Source organism: Pseudomonas sp. MPDS (genome assembly GCF_013283895.1).
GTDB classification, from domain to species: Bacteria; Pseudomonadota; Gammaproteobacteria; order Pseudomonadales; family Pseudomonadaceae; genus Aquipseudomonas; species Aquipseudomonas rhizophila.
This window is the reverse complement of record NZ_CP054128.1, coordinates 2,520,806-2,536,205: the sequence shown is the minus strand read 5'-3', so window position 1 is coordinate 2,536,205 and position 15,400 is coordinate 2,520,806. Positions and strand designations below refer to the sequence as shown.

Below are 15,400 nucleotides of genomic sequence, written 5' to 3'. Positions count from 1 at the left end.
AGGCTCGACAGGCACCCGGCGCAGGCGTTGCCGGCCCTGCGCCGTGGACCGCGTTCAACTTAAGACGTGCCCAGCCCCTCAGACAGGTCCGTACCGGAACGCGCCTGAGCACGCGGTGAAGTTTCGTCACGATGCTCGGTGGTCTTGCTCACGCTATCGCGCACCGTTGCATACCCCTCGCGTGCCGCTTGCCTGGCCTTGTCGGCCAGATCGGCGCTGGTCTTGCCCATCACCCGCTGCTCAGTGGCAGTACTGGGCAGTGCGGCGCCGAGCATGGCGCCCAGCGCGATTCCCGCGGCCGCCATCATCAACGGTTGCTCCTTGAGCAGACGGCTGAATTGATCACCCAGGTCCTGCGAGCCATGGGCCACGCGCTCACCCGTCTCGTGAGCTTTGCTCCGGGCATGGCTGGCGCTGGCGCCCAAACCGTCGGCCAGATGCGAAGCCTTGTCCTTGAGATGATGAAACCCGTCGCGCAACGAGTCGGTGGTGCTGTGCAGATGCTCCTTGGCACTGTCCAGGCCACCGGCAAGCCCTTCGCTCCAGCCGCTGGCATCCTGGTCCGGCCCGACGCGATAACCGACCCGTGGCGGACGGTTCTGACCCAGCATCAGCCAGCACAGCCCCACGGTGGTCAGCACGGTGGGCACTGGGTTGTTGCGCACGGTGGTACCCAGGTTGCCAAAAAACTGCGACCCGTTGCCTTTGGCCAGGGTCAGCGCCTGGTCGAGCATCTGCCCCGGCGTGAACTTGCTGCCCAGGGCGTCGACGATATGGCTGATGTGGGCCCGTTGCTCGTCGATCTCGCGCTCGATGGTTTCCGGGCTCTTCTGGGATTCGGTTTTGAATTCATCCTTCATGAGACTTTCCTCCGCAGGGCTTCCTGGTCTTTGTTCAACGCATCGAGCGTTCGCTCAGGCTTGAAGTGGGACGGTTCGAATTGCTTCTTGCCCGACTGCACCATGATGAAACCAATGATCATGACCACTGCGCCGACGATCAACGCCGCGAGCCAGGGCTGCATGATCGTGCTCAAGCCATAGACCACCGCCATCAGCAGGATGATAAAACCGGCCAGCAGCACCATCGCGCCACCGGCTACCCCGGCGATACCCGCTTTCAAAGTGTTCAGGCTCGCTTGGAATTCGGCCTTGGCCAGTGCCAGCTCCTTGGTAAAAAGCGAGGGGACTTCGTGGGTCAATTGCTTTAACAGCCCCATCACCGACGCATCGTGATCGGGCACCGACGTCCCGACGGGACGCTGAATATCTGGGTCTGGTCGGTTCATTGCAATTCTCCTCGGGTATTGGCCGAACCGGGCAACGAGCCGGTAGTGGCATCACTGGGCTGGTCCTGGGTGCCGGACGCAGCGGGAGTGCTGGCGGTGGCGTGGCCGCCGGCAGAATTGACGCCCGGTGCGATAGGATCCGGGTTCGGATCAAAGGGTCCACGGGCGGCAAATCCTCCGCTTGGCGGGCTTGAGTGGCCGGCGGCGGGATCGACTACTTCGGCCGGGACAGGCGAGCTGCCGGCCTTCAGAAACCGCGACAGGCCAAACCCCACCGCTACGCTGCCGACCAGGAACAGACCCGGGTTTTCCCGAGCCAGTCGAGAACCATCGTGCAGCAATTGCTCGGCGCTCATGTGGCGTAATTTGCTGGACAGGCCGCTCATCGAATCGGCCATGTCTGCCAGATAGTGGGACAGGCCCAGGGTGTCGTTGGCTTCGATTTCCGACACGGCTGACTTGGCACCACGCGCCAGTGCATCGATCTGATCCGCTGCCGTATCGCGGTATTGGCCGAAATGCGCATCGGCCTGCTCACGAGCGCTGCCTATGGCCTCGCTCACGTCCTCCTTGATGTGGTTCAGGTGATCCTCGGGTCGGGCCTGGCCCGACGTGCCGTTTTCTCGCTCGGGGTTGTTGTCCGGGATAGTCATGTCTGCCCATCGCCTCCGTGATGAATACTCGATACCGGGAAGCCCCGAGGGGTGCCCGACTACGTGCCTCTCAGTACAGATGACGGAGCAGGTTGAGGCGTAGTTCAAACGAGTTTCACTGCGGGACGCCGTGCGGTATCACAGGCCGCTGGTTTGTCTGCGGGCACAAAAAAATCGGGCCCTGGCGCATTCGCCAGGCCCGATTTCGATCCTGCTGATACCCTTCGTGGTTCAGTGCTCGACGGCCTGCTAACCCAGTGCCGTGTCGAGGAACATCATCACCGCAAACCCCATCATCAACCCCAGCGTGGCTGGCGTTTCGTGGCCGTTGCGGTGGGTTTCCGGAATCACTTCGTGGGACACCACGAAGATCATGGCCCCCGCCGCCAGCCCCAGGCTAATGGGATACGCCACGGCCACGCCCGAAGACATGCCCAGCCCGATCACCGCGCCCAGTGGCTCCATCAGCCCCGAGCCCACCGCGATCAGCGCGGCACGCAGCGCACTGATCCCGGTGACTCGCAGCGCCATGGCGATGGCAAGCCCTTCGGGGATGTCCTGGATCGCAATGGCAGTGGTCAGGGGCATGCCGACCCGCAGATCACCGTTAGCAAAACTGACGCCGATGGCCATGCCCTCGGGCAAATTGTGCAAGGTGATGGCGAGCACGAACAACCAGACACGGTTGATGCGTTCCGATTGCGGACCGCGCCGGCCACTCACTTCATGTTCGTGGGGCACGAAACGGTCAAGGCCGATCATCAGGAGCACGCCCAGACCCAGGCCGACCACAACGACAAACGCGGCGAGCAGTTGATTGCCCACGATACTTTGTGCCGCTTCGATACCCGGCAGGATCAGCGAAAACGAACTGGCGGCGAGCATCATGCCCGCGGCAAAACCGAGCATGATGTCCTGGGTCCGCGAGGAGATATCACGCAGCACCACCGCCATCAACGCGCCCAGCGCCGTGGCGGCGAAACCGGCGGTGCCGCCCAGAACGGCGTAGCCCAGGTTGTGCCGGTCGGCCCCCACCAATGCGTTGTAACCGCTGTAGAGCAACAGCGCGGCGATCACCGCCAGCCCCAGCCAGAAGCTTACCCCCAGCAGCAGGTTGTTTTGCACAGGATCCAGCCAGGTACGCCAGGGCGATCGGATCCGGGAGGTGGGCTGGTCCATCGAATATCCTTACTGGTTTTGCGCCAGGTCATGTCTGATCGTTCCCCCAACGAGGGGTCCGCTCAAACGCAATTTTCAGGCGAAGGAGCCAGGCCCCCTCGCCGGTTTCCTACAGTTTGTCACCTTGCATCCCTGAACCCAAGTCGGCACCTGTCATGGGGTCGCTTTCCGGGTTGGACATGGTCCGCGCCTTCATGTCCATCAGCAGCGCTTCGTCTTTCTTGCTCAGTTGCACACTCGCCAGACCATCGCCGCCATCCACCGCCGGCGTTGGGTTCTCGACGAATTCCCACTCATCGCCCTGGTTCCATGGGCCACGCACCGAAGGCTCGCCTTGGGACATGTTGAAGTACACGTTGGTGAACTCTGGCATGCCTGGCAGTTTACCTTGAGGGAAATTCGGCTGGATCGAGTGCAGGGCTTTCTCGAAGGACATCTGGTGCGCGATTTCACGGGTCATCAAAAAGCCCAGCGCTTCTTTTACCCCAGGATCATCGGTGAGATTCATCAGGCGCTCATAGATGATTTTCGCCCGTGCCTCGGCGGCGATGTTGGACCGCATGTCCGCTGTCGGCTCACCTATGGTGTCGACGTAAGCGGCTGTCCAAGGTACACCGGCCGAATTGGTCAGCGGGGAACCGGCGCCATAAAGCAGGCTGGTGATGTGAGAGTCGTTGCCGGCACCGTTGATGTCCCGGTACAGCTGGCCTTCCTTTTCCACACCCTCGGCCATTCGGCCCTTGGCGCCTTTATTGAGCATCACGATGATCGAGCCGATCACCTCCAGATGACTGAGCTCTTCGGTGGCAATGTCCATCAACAAATCCTTGCGGCCGGGATCATCCTCGGACAGGGCCTGGGTGAAGTAGCGCGACGCCGCCGCCAACTCGCCCTGGGCACCGCCGAACTGTTCAAGCAACAGATTAGCCAGCCCTGGGTTAGGCTCGGCGACACGTACGGTGTACTGCAGTCTTTTGTTATGTAAGAACATGATGAAACTCCTCGTTCAGGACACAAGCCAAAGGGACACTGCCGGGAGCAGGCCCACAGAAAATCTGAAGAAGTTAAACAGTTAAAATTTATCTTTTATTTAATAAACGAGACGAACGGTAATCGGTAAGGCGCACTTGCAGAAATGCCAGGTAACTGAACAACTTACCCTCCCCTCACGCTTGAAGACATTCCTTGCCGCGATCCCGTTGTATATAAATCCGACAGGCCCCATGCGATTAACACAGGGCCCGTAACGTCATTGAGTATTCAGAGTTGCGCCCATGATCCTGGCTGTTTCCAGGGCCTTTTTGACTTGTTTCGGAAACTGTCTAGCGGTCGCTGGTAACGTTGTCGCCGGATGCCTGACCGCCCTTTCGACCGGCCTCGGAGGCCCGCTCAGGGTCTTTGGCAAAATTGCCACCCGAGGCTTGGCCACCTTTTCGGCCGGCGGCGGCGGCTCGTTCCGGGTCATTGGCAAAATTGCCGCCCGAAGCTTGCCCCCCCTTGCGCCCGGCCTCGGATGCGCGCTGCGGATCATTCGCGAAGTTACCACCTGACACGTGGCCGCCCTTCTTCCCCGCTTGCGATGCCTTTTCACGATCGTTAGCGAAATTGCCAGGATTCTTATTTCCTGTGTTAGCCATTTCATTCACCTCGTTAGTTGATGTTGCGAACCTGCTGACTCCTAACAATCTGAAAGTCTGGCGCCGACAAGGTTTTAAACACATCTTGAAAACAGCGACGAACGGCTCATGCAATCCCACACTCTCACTGCGGCGTCGAGTTACAACGGCCTTTCAAAGAAATGACGCCCAATAATGAATTCAACTACTCAACTTGAGCGATACCCATCGTTAGCGGGCCGCAATCTCGGTTTATATTCAGGATGAAATGGGATAGCTGGGCGCAAAGGTGTCCTCCAGCGCTTCATCCCGTTAATTGCCATCCATGTCTGGCCCGCCATTCTTGCCGCTGCGTTCGCAATGGCAATCCGGTGCCGGACAAGGTTCACCGTTTGGATGTTGGTCGGCGCAGGCTTGACTGCAATAGGCCTCGCCATCGCGATTGAACACCTGTTGCGGGTCCACATCGCATTGGCAATCGGGGCAACCGCACTTTAACTCGCTCATGTTCGTTCTCCTGGGTTCCGGTTTTAAAGCTGTCGTCAGGATCACACCAGCAATTGAACCTCAAGGTTCGCCGCCGCAACGCCATGGTTCGCCACATAAACCTCGGCGGTCCAGCCTTTGGTCAGGTTGCGATAAGACTGGGTGCCCAAGGCCTTGCCACTGTCCCACTCCATGACGTCACCAATATCGATGTCGTTGGCGGAATCGAGCTCAAGGACTGTGTGGTTGTCTTCCTCCTCGACGTACACACCGACCATTGCTCTCTGTCGATTGATGGCCCGTACTTCACCGGTGGTCTGTTTCATACGCCTCCTCTTCTCGGTGCGTTAAATGCCGAAGCACGTCAGCGGCAGCATTTTTCACACTCAGCGCTTGGGGTCGACACAGCATTGCAACACGACAGTTTTGAGTGCCGTTCATAGAGGTGGATGTCGCGCAACCGGGGAAAGTTTGAAGAAACAACAACGCTGTGCGACGAAAGGCATTCCCACCGCCCTCTCGACGAACCACGATGCTAACCTCAACGACTCCAGGCCAGCGGAGCGACCTCTATGCCCGACGACTTTCACCGTCAACCGATCGATCAATTGCTGGAGCATATGGCCGGGCGCCGTTTTCTGGTGCTCACCGGTGCCGGCATCAGCACCCCTTCGGGCATTCCCGACTACCGGGACAGCGAGGGTGTGCGACGGGGTCGGCAACCCATGATGTACCAGGAGTTTCTCGCCAAACCCGAAGCACGGCGGCGCTACTGGGCGCGGGCGATGCTGGGCTGGCCGCGGGTCCATCAGGCCCGGCCGAACGTGGCCCACGAGGCGTTGGCGATGTTGCAGGCGCACCAACGCATCAGCGGCCTAATCACCCAGAATGTCGACACCCTGCATGACCAGGCTGGCAGCCACGACGTAATCGAACTTCACGGAAGCCTGCATCGGGTGGTGTGCCTCGATTGCGAGCAGCACAGTGAGCGCCAGCAGATCCAGCTGTTGATGCAAGCGCAGAATCCTTACCTGGCCGGTGTCGACGCGGTTCAGGCGCCGGACGGCGATACCCTGCTGGATGCCGCGTTCGAGGCGCGCTTCCAGGTGCCCCGCTGCCCTCATTGCGACGGCGAGCGCTTGAAACCCGACGTGGTGTTTTTCGGCGAAAACGTCGCCGCCGTCACCGCCACTCGCGCCATGCAAGCCGTCGAACAGGCGGACGGCCTGCTGGTGGTGGGCTCCTCGCTGATGGCGTGGTCGGCGTTTCGCCTGTGCCGGGCGATCAAGGAACGGGGCAAGCCGCTGCTGGCGATCAACCGGGGCAAGACACGGGCCGACGAGTTGCTGGATCTCAAGCTTGAAGAGCCTTGTGAGCAACTGCTGCCGCTGCTGACTCAACGCCAGTTCTAACAGCACCGCAGCCCCCCTGTGGGAGCGAGCCTGCTCGCGATTGCGCTGGTTCAACTAGCCTCTATGCTGGATGTGCCGCCGCTATCGCGAGCAGGCTCGCTCCCACAAGGGAACCGTGGTTTACCGCGTGGTCAACTGCGCACCGATGTCCTGATCCCTGAGCGTATCGAACAACGCCTGCGCCGCCGCCGACAGTTCATGCCCCGGCTTGGTCAGCACACCGATGGCCCGTTCTATCACTGGATCGCTGAGGGTGATGCAGCGGGCGCCCAGCTCATGCATCTGCCCGACACACAGCGCCGGGACCGCACTCACCCCCAACCCGCTGGCGACCATCCGTCCAACTGTCGCCAACTGATGGCTCTCGAATTCCACCGGCAGTTTCATGCCTCGGTTTTGCAAATGCTCCTCCAGCATCACCCGCACAGTGGAGGGCCTTTGCAGCGTGATAAACGGCTGCTCCAGCAGCGTCTGCCACTGGATCTCACGGCGCTGCGCCAGTGGCGAGTCCAGCGGCACCACCGCGACAAAGCGGTCCAGATACAACGGGGTAAAGGCCAGCGACGAGCTCTGCATCGGCTCGAACGCGACCCCCAGTTCAACGTGCCGATCACGAACCATTTCCAGCACCTGTTCGTTGATCACATCGTTGACCGTGACGTTGACATTCGGATAGCGGGCGCGGAAGGTCTTGAGGATCGGCGGCAGCAGGTTGCCGGCAAAGGACGGCATTGCCGCCAAGGTGACGCGGCCGCGTTGCAAGGTGAAGCGTTGGCGCATTTCATCCTCGGCGTTGTCCCAATCGGCAACCAGGCGCCGGGCCAGGGGCAGCAGCGATTCGCCTTCAGGCGTCAGCGCCACGTTGCGAGTATTGCGACTGAACAGACGCCCGCCCAAGCCTTCTTCCAAGGCCTTGATGGTCAGGCTCAGGGCCGACTGGGACAGGTGCAGCCGCTCGCAGGCCACGGCGAAGCTCAGGCTTTGGGCCACGGCGAGAAAAGCGCGGATTTGCTTGAGGGTCATGGGTCGCTGTGCTCCCGGCGGCAAGCGGTCAGTTTCAAGCCGCAAACGGATATCGGCAATTAGTGAGTTTTATCAATCAATCCAACCTAAAAATCAACTTAACAAATATATGACTTGGCGCAACACTGCGTTTCATTGCGACCCCATCAAGAATAAAAGAGGTGTCTATGGCAGGTTTCGACAAACGTGTGAGTAGCTACGAAGAAGCGCTGGAAGGCTTGCAAGACGGCATGACGGTGATCGCTGGCGGCTTCGGCCTCTGCGGCATCCCGGAGAACCTGATCGCCGAGATCAAGCGCAAGGGTATCCGCGACCTCACCGTGGTTTCCAATAACTGCGGCGTCGACGGTTTCGGTCTGGGTGTATTGCTGGAAGATCGGCAGATCCGCAAGGTGGTTGCCTCTTACGTCGGCGAAAACGCTCTTTTCGAAAAGCAGCTGCTGAGCGGCGAAATCGAAGTCGTGCTCACCCCGCAAGGCACCCTCGCCGAAAAAATGCGCGCCGGCGGCGCGGGCATTCCGGCCTTCTTCACCGCCACCGGGGTCGGCACGCCAGTGGCCGAAGGCAAGGAAGTGCGTGAATTCCATGGCCGCCAGTACCTGATGGAAGAATCCATCACCGGCGACTTCGCCATCGTCAAAGGCTGGAAAGCCGACCATTTCGGCAACGTGGTCTATCGCCATACCGCCCAGAATTTCAACCCGTTGGCGGCCACAGCCGGCAAGATCACCGTGGTTGAAGTCGAAGAAATCGTCGAACCGGGCGAGCTGGACCCGACGCAGATCCATACCCCAGGCATCTACGTCGACCGGATCATTTGCGGCACCTTCGAAAAGCGCATCGAACAGCGCACCGTGCGTAAGTGATCCCCTGCCCCCGGCTCGAATGAAGGAATAACAACATGGCACTTTCCCGCGAACAAATGGCTCAACGCGTCGCCCGCGAAATGCAGGACGGCTACTACGTGAACCTGGGCATCGGCATTCCGACCCTGGTCGCCAACTACATCCCCGAAGGCATGGAAGTCATGCTGCAGTCGGAAAACGGCCTGCTCGGCATGGGCGCGTTCCCTACCGAAGCCGAGGTCGATGCCGACATGATCAACGCCGGCAAGCAGACCGTCACTGCGCGCATTGGCGCCTCGATCTTCTCTTCGGCCGAATCCTTTGCCATGATCCGTGGCGGGCACATCGACCTGACCGTGCTGGGCGCCTTCGAGGTAGACGTGGAAGGTAACATTGCTTCGTGGATGATCCCTGGCAAGCTGGTCAAGGGCATGGGCGGCGCGATGGACCTGGTGGCAGGTGCCGAGAACATCATCGTCACCATGACTCACGCGTCCAAGGACGGTGAGTCGAAACTGTTGTCACGTTGCAGCCTGCCGCTGACCGGTGCCGGTTGCATCAAGCGCGTGCTGACTGACCTGGCCTACCTGGAAATCCAGGACGGCGCCTTCATTCTCAAAGAACGTGCCCCAGGCGTCAGCGTCGAGGAAATCGTCGCCAAGACTGCCGGCAAACTGATCGTGCCGGACCACGTGCCTGAAATGCAGTTCGCTGCCCAGTGAGGAGAAATTCGATGCAAGAAGTCGTGATTGTCGCCGCCACCCGTACCGCCATTGGCAGTTTCCAGGGTTCGCTGGCCTCCATTCCCGCACCGCAACTCGGTGCCGCGGTGATTCGTCGGTTGCTGGAACAGACGGGGCTTTCGGGTGAACAGGTCGATGAGGTAATCCTTGGCCAGGTGTTGACCGCAGGCAGCGGGCAGAACCCGGCCCGCCAGGCATCGATCCTCGCTGGCCTGCCCCACGCGGTGCCGGCGCTGACCCTGAACAAGGTCTGCGGCTCGGGGCTCAAGGCCTTGCACCTGGGCGCCCAGGCGATCCGCTGTGGCGATGCCGAGGTGATCATTGCCGGCGGCATGGAAAACATGAGCCTGGCTCCGTACGTACTGCCGGCTGCCCGCACTGGCCTGCGCATGGGCCATGCGCAGATGATCGATAGCATGATTACCGATGGTCTGTGGGATGCGTTCAACGATTACCACATGGGCATCACCGCCGAGAACCTGGTGGACAAGTACGAGATCAGCCGCGAGGAGCAGGACGCCTTTGCCGCCGCTTCCCAGCAGAAGGCCGTGGCGGCGATTGAAGGTGGCCGGTTTGCTGATGAGATCACGCCGATCCTGATTCCCCAGCGCAAAGGCGATCCTGTGGCCTTCGCCACCGACGAACAACCCCGGGCCGGCACCACCGCCGAATCCCTGGGCAAGCTCAAACCGGCGTTCAAAAAGGACGGCAGCGTTACTGCCGGCAATGCCTCGTCGCTGAACGATGGCGCCGCCGCCGTGCTGCTGATGAGCGCGGAAAAAGCCAAGGCACTGGGCTTGCCGGTACTGGCGAAAATCAGCGCCTATGCCAATGCGGGGGTAGACCCGGCAATCATGGGCATCGGCCCGGTGTCGGCTACCCGCCGCTGCCTGGACAAGGCCGGCTGGTCTTTGGAGCAACTGGACCTGATCGAAGCCAACGAAGCCTTCGCCGCCCAGTCACTGGCCGTGGCCAGAGAGCTGAAATGGGACATGGAGAAGGTCAACGTCAATGGCGGCGCCATCGCCCTGGGCCACCCGATCGGTGCCTCGGGTTGCCGAGTGCTGGTGTCGCTGCTCCATGAAATGATCAAGCGCGATGCCAAGAAAGGCCTCGCCACGCTGTGCATCGGCGGCGGTCAAGGCGTGGCCTTGGCGCTGGAACGAGCGTAACCGGCAAAGAGCCCGACAGTGAATGCGCGGACCCACGAACATCCGCACATCCACTGGCAACACACCGGCGCAACCTGGGTTGCGCCGGTTTTTTTTGTCTGCTGGTTTTGAGCATGATCTGGCGGCCTCATCGCGAGCAGGCTCGCTCCCACAGGGATCTCGGGCGATTACAAGACTGGCGTCCACCACCGATCCACTGTGGGAGCGAGCCTGCTCGCGATGGCGGTGGGTCAGGCGACGATGAGCCTTCAGGCCCCCGCGCCAAACCGGTCGCGACTGTTGGTCAGGTGCAGCCACATGGCGGCGCGGGCGGCGTCCGGGTCCTGGCGTTTGATGGCATTGAAAATGGCCTCGTGCTCCAGATTAGCCAACTGCGCCAGTTTCCCCAGGTCCGCTTGACCGCGTTCGACCACGTTCACCCGGGTTCGGGGAATCATCGCACTGCCCAGGTGCTGCATGATTTCGACAAAACAGGTGTTGTCCGTGGCTTCAGCGATGAGCAAATGAAAGCGCCGGTCGGCGTCGACGCAACTGTCGTTATTGCTGAGCAACCGCTGGTAATCATCCAGGGCCTGGCGCATCTGCTGCAGTTGGCGTTCATTGCGCCGTAAGGCCGCCAGGGCCGCTGCCTGGGTTTCCAGGCCCAGGCGCAGTTCCAAGATCCCCCGCACACCTGCGGCGGTGTCGACATTGAGCCTCAGGCCCGGCTCACCGGTCTGCTCCAGCACAAAGGTGCCGATGCCGTGGCGAGTTTCCACCAGCCCCGAGGCCTGCAGCTTGGATATCGCCTCGCGCACCACCGTGCGGCTGACACCATGGGCCTGCACAATGGCACCTTCCGACGGCAGTTTTTCCCCCGGTTTCAACTGCCCCAGCAAAATGCTCTGGCTCAGCTTCGCCACCAGGTCATGGGCCAGGTTGTGGGTGCGTTTGCGCGGCGTTGCCTCGATGTCTGGTTGCATGGGCCGTGGGTCCTCGAAACGGAGCAGGCGGGCCGTGAGGTAAAAACTCCACGCCCCTTAGCTTGTATGACAAGTGCAATCATCTCAGTCATCGAACGGTTCCGCCAGCGCTAAACTGATCTTCCCCATGTTTCTTTTCCTTGCTAAAAAATCCAGCAAATAAAGGTATTTCCGAGTTTTTTAAGGCAAACCATCCCAAAAAACCGACCAGCCTCCCTTGTAAGATAAAAAAATCAAGTTGTATGATGTCTATCAACATCGCCCTCCTGCGATGCCCCGCATAAAAACAACGAGTGGGAAAAACATGCAGACCCAAGAAGCCACCAAAGCCCCCATCATCACCAGCATGCAGGTCGTGCCGGTGGCCGGTCATGACGGCATGCTGCTGAATCTCAGTGGCGCCCATGGCCCGTTCTTTACCCGCAACATCGTCATTCTCAAAGACAACGCCGGCCACACCGGCGTGGGCGAAGTGCCCGGCGGCGAGCGCATTCGCCAGACCCTCGAAGACGCCCGCTCGCTGGTGGTCGGCAGCCCCATCGGCACCTATCAGAAGATTCTCAACACCGTACGCCAGGCCTTCGCCGACCGGGATGCCGGTGGTCGTGGCTTGCAGACGTTCGACCTGCGCATCACCATTCACGCGGTCACCGGCCTGGAAGCGGCGTTGCTGGACCTGCTGGGCCAGCACCTGGATGTACCGGTAGCCGCACTGCTCGGCGAAGGCCAGCAGCGTGATGAAGTGAAAATGCTCGGTTATCTGTTTTATGTGGGTGATCGCCAGCAAACTGACCTGCCCTACCGCAGCGAACCGGACGCCGACAACGACTGGTTCCGCGTACGCCACGAAAAAGCCCTGGACGCCGACGCCGTGGTGCGCCTGGCCGAAGCCGCTCATTCGCGTTACGGCTTCCAGGACTTCAAGCTCAAGGGCGGCGTGCTCAAGGGCGACGAAGAAATCGAAGCCGTCACCGCCCTGGCCGAACGCTTCCCTCAGGCACGTATCACCCTGGACCCGAACGGCGCCTGGTCACTCAAGGAGGCCATCCGCCTCTGCCGGGACCAGCACAAGGTCCTGGCATACGCCGAAGATCCTTGTGGTGCCGAGAACGGTTATTCGGGCCGTGAGGTGATGGCCGAGTTCCGCCGCGCCACCGGTCTTAAAACCGCCACTAACATGATCGCCACCGATTGGCGCGAAATGGGCCATGCCATCACCTTGCAATCGGTGGACATTCCCCTGGCCGACCCACACTTCTGGACCATGCAAGGTTCGGTTCGAGTGGCGCAGATGTGCAACGAATGGGGCCTGACCTGGGGCTCGCACTCCAACAACCACTTCGACATTTCCCTGGCGATGTTCACCCACGTAGCTGCGGCCGCACCGGGTGACATCACGGCGATCGACACGCACTGGATCTGGCAGGATGGGCAGCGGCTGACCAAGGCTCCGTTGCAGATCCAGGGTGGCTGCGTGCAGGTGCCGAAAAAACCGGGACTGGGGATCGAGCTGGACACCGACCAATTGGCCAAGGCTCATGAACTGTACAAAGGGATGGGGCTTGGCGCGCGGGATGATGCGGTTGCAATGCAGTATCTGATTCCGGGCTGGACGTTCAACAACAAGCAGCCGTGCCTGGTGCGCTGAACGAACCTTCTGGCTGAGCACCTATCCAGGTGGGAGCGAGCCTGCTCGCGATGAAGGCGGCACATCCAACATCGCAACCGCATCGCGAGCAGGCTCGCTCCCACAGGGTTAGTGCATGATAGGAGCTGCTCCTAACCCTCCGGCCGCAGAATCAACACCGCCAATGGCGGCAAGTTGAGTTCCAGCGACAGCGCCTGGCCATGGCTGGGCACTTCTTCGGTGAAGGCACCACCGCTGTTGCCGTAGTTGGAACCGGCATAGGTGTCGGCGTCACTGTTGAGCAATTCCACCCAGCGCCCGGCAAACGGCACGCCGATGCGGTATGCCGCGCGCGGCACGGGCGTGAAGTTGGCAACCACCAGCACCGGTCGACCTTCCTTGCTCCAACGCAACCAGGCGTAGACGCTGTTCACCGCATCATCACCAATCAGCCACTGGAACCCCTGAGGCGCGTCGTCCTGATCGTGCAGCGCCGGCTCTTCGCGATAGAGACGGTTCAGGTCGCTCACCAGCTTCTGCACCCCACGGTGCTCCGGGTATTGCAACAGGTACCAGTCCAGCTGCTGGTCGTGGTTCCACTCGCGCCATTGGCCGAACTCGCAGCCCATGAACAGAAGCTTCTTGCCGGGATGGCCCCACATGAAACTCAGATAGGCCCGCAAGTTGGCGAATTTCTGCCAGCGATCGCCCGGCATCTTGTCGATCAGCGAGCGTTTGCCATGCACCACTTCGTCATGGGAAATCGGCAGGACAAAGCGCTCGGACCACGCGTACATCAGGCCGAAACTCAGTTCGTTGTGATGGTGGGCGCGGTACACCGGGTCCTGCTGGATGTAATGCAGCGAATCGTGCATCCAGCCCATGTTCCACTTATAGGCGAAACCCAGGCCGCCCTGTTGCGTGCTCTGACTGACGCCGGGCCAGGCGGTGGACTCTTCGGCGATAACCAACGCACCGGGGGTTTCCAGCGCCACCACGTCATTGAGGTGCCGCAGGAAGTCGATGGCTTCCAGGTTCTCCCGTCCACCGTGGCGATTGGGCACCCATTCGCCGGCCTTGCGTGAATAGTCGCGATACAACATCGAGGCGACGGCATCCACACGCAGGCCGTCGATGTGGAAGTGCTTCAGCCAATGCAGCGCCGAAGCGAGCATGAAACCATGGACTTCGGTGCGTCCCAGGTTGTAGATCAGGGTGTCCCAATCCTGGTGAAAGCCTTCCAGCGGGTTGCCGTATTCGTACAGCGCGGTGCCGTCGAACTGGGCCAGACCGTGGGTATCGGTGGGGAAATGCGCCGGCACCCAATCGAGAATCACGCCGATGTCGGCCTGGTGACAGGCATTGACGAACGCCGCGAAATCGTCCGGCGAGCCGAAACGCGCCGTCGGGGCAAACTGTGAAAGCGGCTGGTAACCCCAGGACCCCCCGAACGGATGCTCCATGATCGGCATCAGCTCGATGTGGGTGAACCCCAGGTCCTTGACGTACGGAATCAGGCGTTCGGCCATTTCGTGCCAGGTGTACTGCCGGGCAACTTCTCCCGCCTCGTCGATTTCGCACTGCCAGGAGCCGGCGTGCAATTCGTAGATCGACAGCGGTGCGCCAGGCAACTGCCGCTCGCGACGATCTTGCATCCATTGCCCATCCTGCCACTCGATTTTCAGCGGCGCGGCGACCTTGGAAGCGGTATCCGGCGGCATTTGAGTGGCCAGCGCCACCGGGTCAGCCTTGAGCGGCAAAATGCCGTGGGCGCCGAGGATTTCATATTTGTAACCCTCGCCCGCGCCAAGCCGCGGGATGAACAACTCCCACACCCCGGACGGATAACGGATGCGCATTGGATGCCGGCGCCCGTCCCAGACGTTGAAATCGCCCACCACCGAGACTCGCCGCGCATTCGGTGCCCATACAGCAAAGCGCACGCCGTCGACGCCATCGACAGTGGTCAACTGCGCCCCCAGACAGGAACTGAGGTCGCGATGATTGCCTTCGGCAAACAGATAAAGGTCCATTTCCCCCAGCAGTGGCCCGAAGCTGTAGGGGTCTTCGGCCACCTGCTCACCGCCGGCCCAGCGGGTGCGCAACAGGTAGGGTTGGGCGCGGTCGAAATGGCCGACAAACAGCCCCGGGGTTTCGCTGAGCTGCAAATCGCCCAGGACTTCGTCGCCATCGCGGGCCAACACTTGCACGCTCAAGGCGCCGGGCAGGTACGCCCGGATGAACTGCCCGCCGGCACCATCGCCGTGGGGACCAAGGATGGAAAACGGGTCCTGATGTTCTGCGCGCACCAGCGCGTCGATGTCATGGGGGGACGGCAGCAACGACTCTTTGGCCTGCCCCTGTGGTTCTTTGTTCGAGACACTCATGATTCTC

At 60.9% G+C, this 15,400-nt stretch carries 17 protein-coding genes; 5 read left to right on the top strand and 12 right to left on the bottom strand.

From position 1 onward, the window contains the following. Window positions 1–59: 59 nt before the first annotated feature. From HQ912_RS11245 to HQ912_RS11210, 8 genes are all read right to left on the bottom strand, one after another. Complete coding sequence (locus HQ912_RS11245; protein ID WP_047227789.1) at window positions 60–860, bottom strand: DUF3618 domain-containing protein; 801 nt, start codon at window positions 858–860, stop codon at window positions 60–62. Continuing rightward, on the bottom strand, window positions 857–1,288 hold the full coding sequence (locus HQ912_RS11240) for a phage holin family protein (protein ID WP_047227788.1): 432 nt from the start codon (window positions 1,286–1,288) through the stop codon (window positions 857–859). Before HQ912_RS11240 ends, HQ912_RS11245 begins: the two co-directional genes overlap by 4 nt. Next, entirely contained in the window at window positions 1,285–1,941 is a 657-nt protein-coding gene (locus HQ912_RS11235; protein ID WP_107322635.1) for a hypothetical protein, read from the bottom strand. The genes HQ912_RS11240 and HQ912_RS11235 overlap by 4 nt, the downstream gene beginning before the upstream one ends. A 249-nt stretch (window positions 1,942–2,190) precedes the next feature. Next, the gene (locus HQ912_RS11230; RefSeq protein ID WP_047227786.1) at window positions 2,191–3,120 is read right to left on the bottom strand and encodes a ZIP family metal transporter; all 930 of its coding nucleotides are present in this window, start codon (window positions 3,118–3,120) and stop codon (window positions 2,191–2,193) included. Between the two features lie 109 nt (window positions 3,121–3,229). Beyond that, window positions 3,230–4,111, bottom strand: a complete 882-nt coding sequence (locus HQ912_RS11225) for a manganese catalase family protein (RefSeq protein ID WP_047227785.1) — start codon at window positions 4,109–4,111, stop codon at window positions 3,230–3,232. A 331-nt stretch (window positions 4,112–4,442) separates the two neighbouring features. Continuing rightward, entirely contained in the window at window positions 4,443–4,757 is a 315-nt protein-coding gene (locus HQ912_RS11220; protein ID WP_047227784.1) for a general stress protein, read from the bottom strand. Window positions 4,758–5,048: 291 nt separating this feature from the next. Beyond that, window positions 5,049–5,243, bottom strand: a complete 195-nt coding sequence (locus HQ912_RS11215) for a metallothionein (RefSeq protein ID WP_047227783.1) — start codon at window positions 5,241–5,243, stop codon at window positions 5,049–5,051. Window positions 5,244–5,284: 41 nt separating this feature from the next. After that, on the bottom strand, window positions 5,285–5,548 hold the full coding sequence (locus tag HQ912_RS11210; protein WP_047227782.1) for a hypothetical protein: 264 nt from the start codon (window positions 5,546–5,548) through the stop codon (window positions 5,285–5,287). 246 nt (window positions 5,549–5,794) lie between these two features. Between HQ912_RS11210 and HQ912_RS11205 the strand changes: the two genes are divergently transcribed. Beyond that, window positions 5,795–6,634, top strand: coding sequence for an NAD-dependent protein deacetylase (locus HQ912_RS11205; protein WP_173406783.1), 840 nt, complete (start codon window positions 5,795–5,797; stop codon window positions 6,632–6,634). Window positions 6,635–6,754: 120 nt separating this feature from the next. On the opposite strand, the gene HQ912_RS11200 is transcribed toward HQ912_RS11205, so the two are convergent. Further along, window positions 6,755–7,657, bottom strand: a complete 903-nt coding sequence (locus HQ912_RS11200) for a LysR family transcriptional regulator (protein ID WP_076384016.1) — start codon at window positions 7,655–7,657, stop codon at window positions 6,755–6,757. A gap of 167 nt (window positions 7,658–7,824) precedes the next feature. Here HQ912_RS11200 and HQ912_RS11195 point away from each other — a divergent pair, with 167 nt between their 5' ends. The 3 genes from HQ912_RS11195 to HQ912_RS11185 are packed head-to-tail and all read left to right on the top strand — an operon-like array spanning window position 7,825 to window position 10,417. Next, window positions 7,825–8,523, top strand: a complete 699-nt coding sequence (locus HQ912_RS11195) for a CoA transferase subunit A (RefSeq protein ID WP_047227779.1) — start codon at window positions 7,825–7,827, stop codon at window positions 8,521–8,523. Between the two features lie 35 nt (window positions 8,524–8,558). Continuing rightward, window positions 8,559–9,224: a CoA transferase subunit B gene (locus tag HQ912_RS11190; protein WP_092461972.1), complete on the top strand. Its 666-nt coding sequence runs from the start codon at window positions 8,559–8,561 to the stop codon at window positions 9,222–9,224. Between the two features lie 11 nt (window positions 9,225–9,235). Then, window positions 9,236–10,417 (top strand): acetyl-CoA C-acetyltransferase, encoded by a 1,182-nt coding sequence (locus HQ912_RS11185; RefSeq protein ID WP_173406782.1) that lies wholly within the window; start codon window positions 9,236–9,238, stop codon window positions 10,415–10,417. 248 nt (window positions 10,418–10,665) lie between these two features. On the opposite strand, the gene HQ912_RS11180 is transcribed toward HQ912_RS11185, so the two are convergent. Continuing rightward, entirely contained in the window at window positions 10,666–11,379 is a 714-nt protein-coding gene (locus tag HQ912_RS11180; RefSeq protein ID WP_173406781.1) for a FadR/GntR family transcriptional regulator, read from the bottom strand. Window positions 11,380–11,467: 88 nt separating this feature from the next. Further along, window positions 11,468–11,638, bottom strand: coding sequence for a hypothetical protein (locus HQ912_RS11175; protein WP_173406780.1), 171 nt, complete (start codon window positions 11,636–11,638; stop codon window positions 11,468–11,470). 45 nt (window positions 11,639–11,683) lie between these two features. Here HQ912_RS11175 and gudD point away from each other — a divergent pair, with 45 nt between their 5' ends. Further along, a complete protein-coding gene (gene gudD, locus HQ912_RS11170) occupies window positions 11,684–13,027 on the top strand; it encodes a glucarate dehydratase (protein WP_047227776.1) in 1,344 nt (447 codons plus the stop codon). 131 nt (window positions 13,028–13,158) lie between these two features. On the opposite strand, the gene glgB is transcribed toward gudD, so the two are convergent. Further along, window positions 13,159–15,393 (bottom strand): 1,4-alpha-glucan branching protein GlgB, encoded by a 2,235-nt coding sequence (glgB, locus tag HQ912_RS11165; protein ID WP_107322632.1) that lies wholly within the window; start codon window positions 15,391–15,393, stop codon window positions 13,159–13,161. Window positions 15,394–15,400 lie beyond the last annotated feature (7 nt).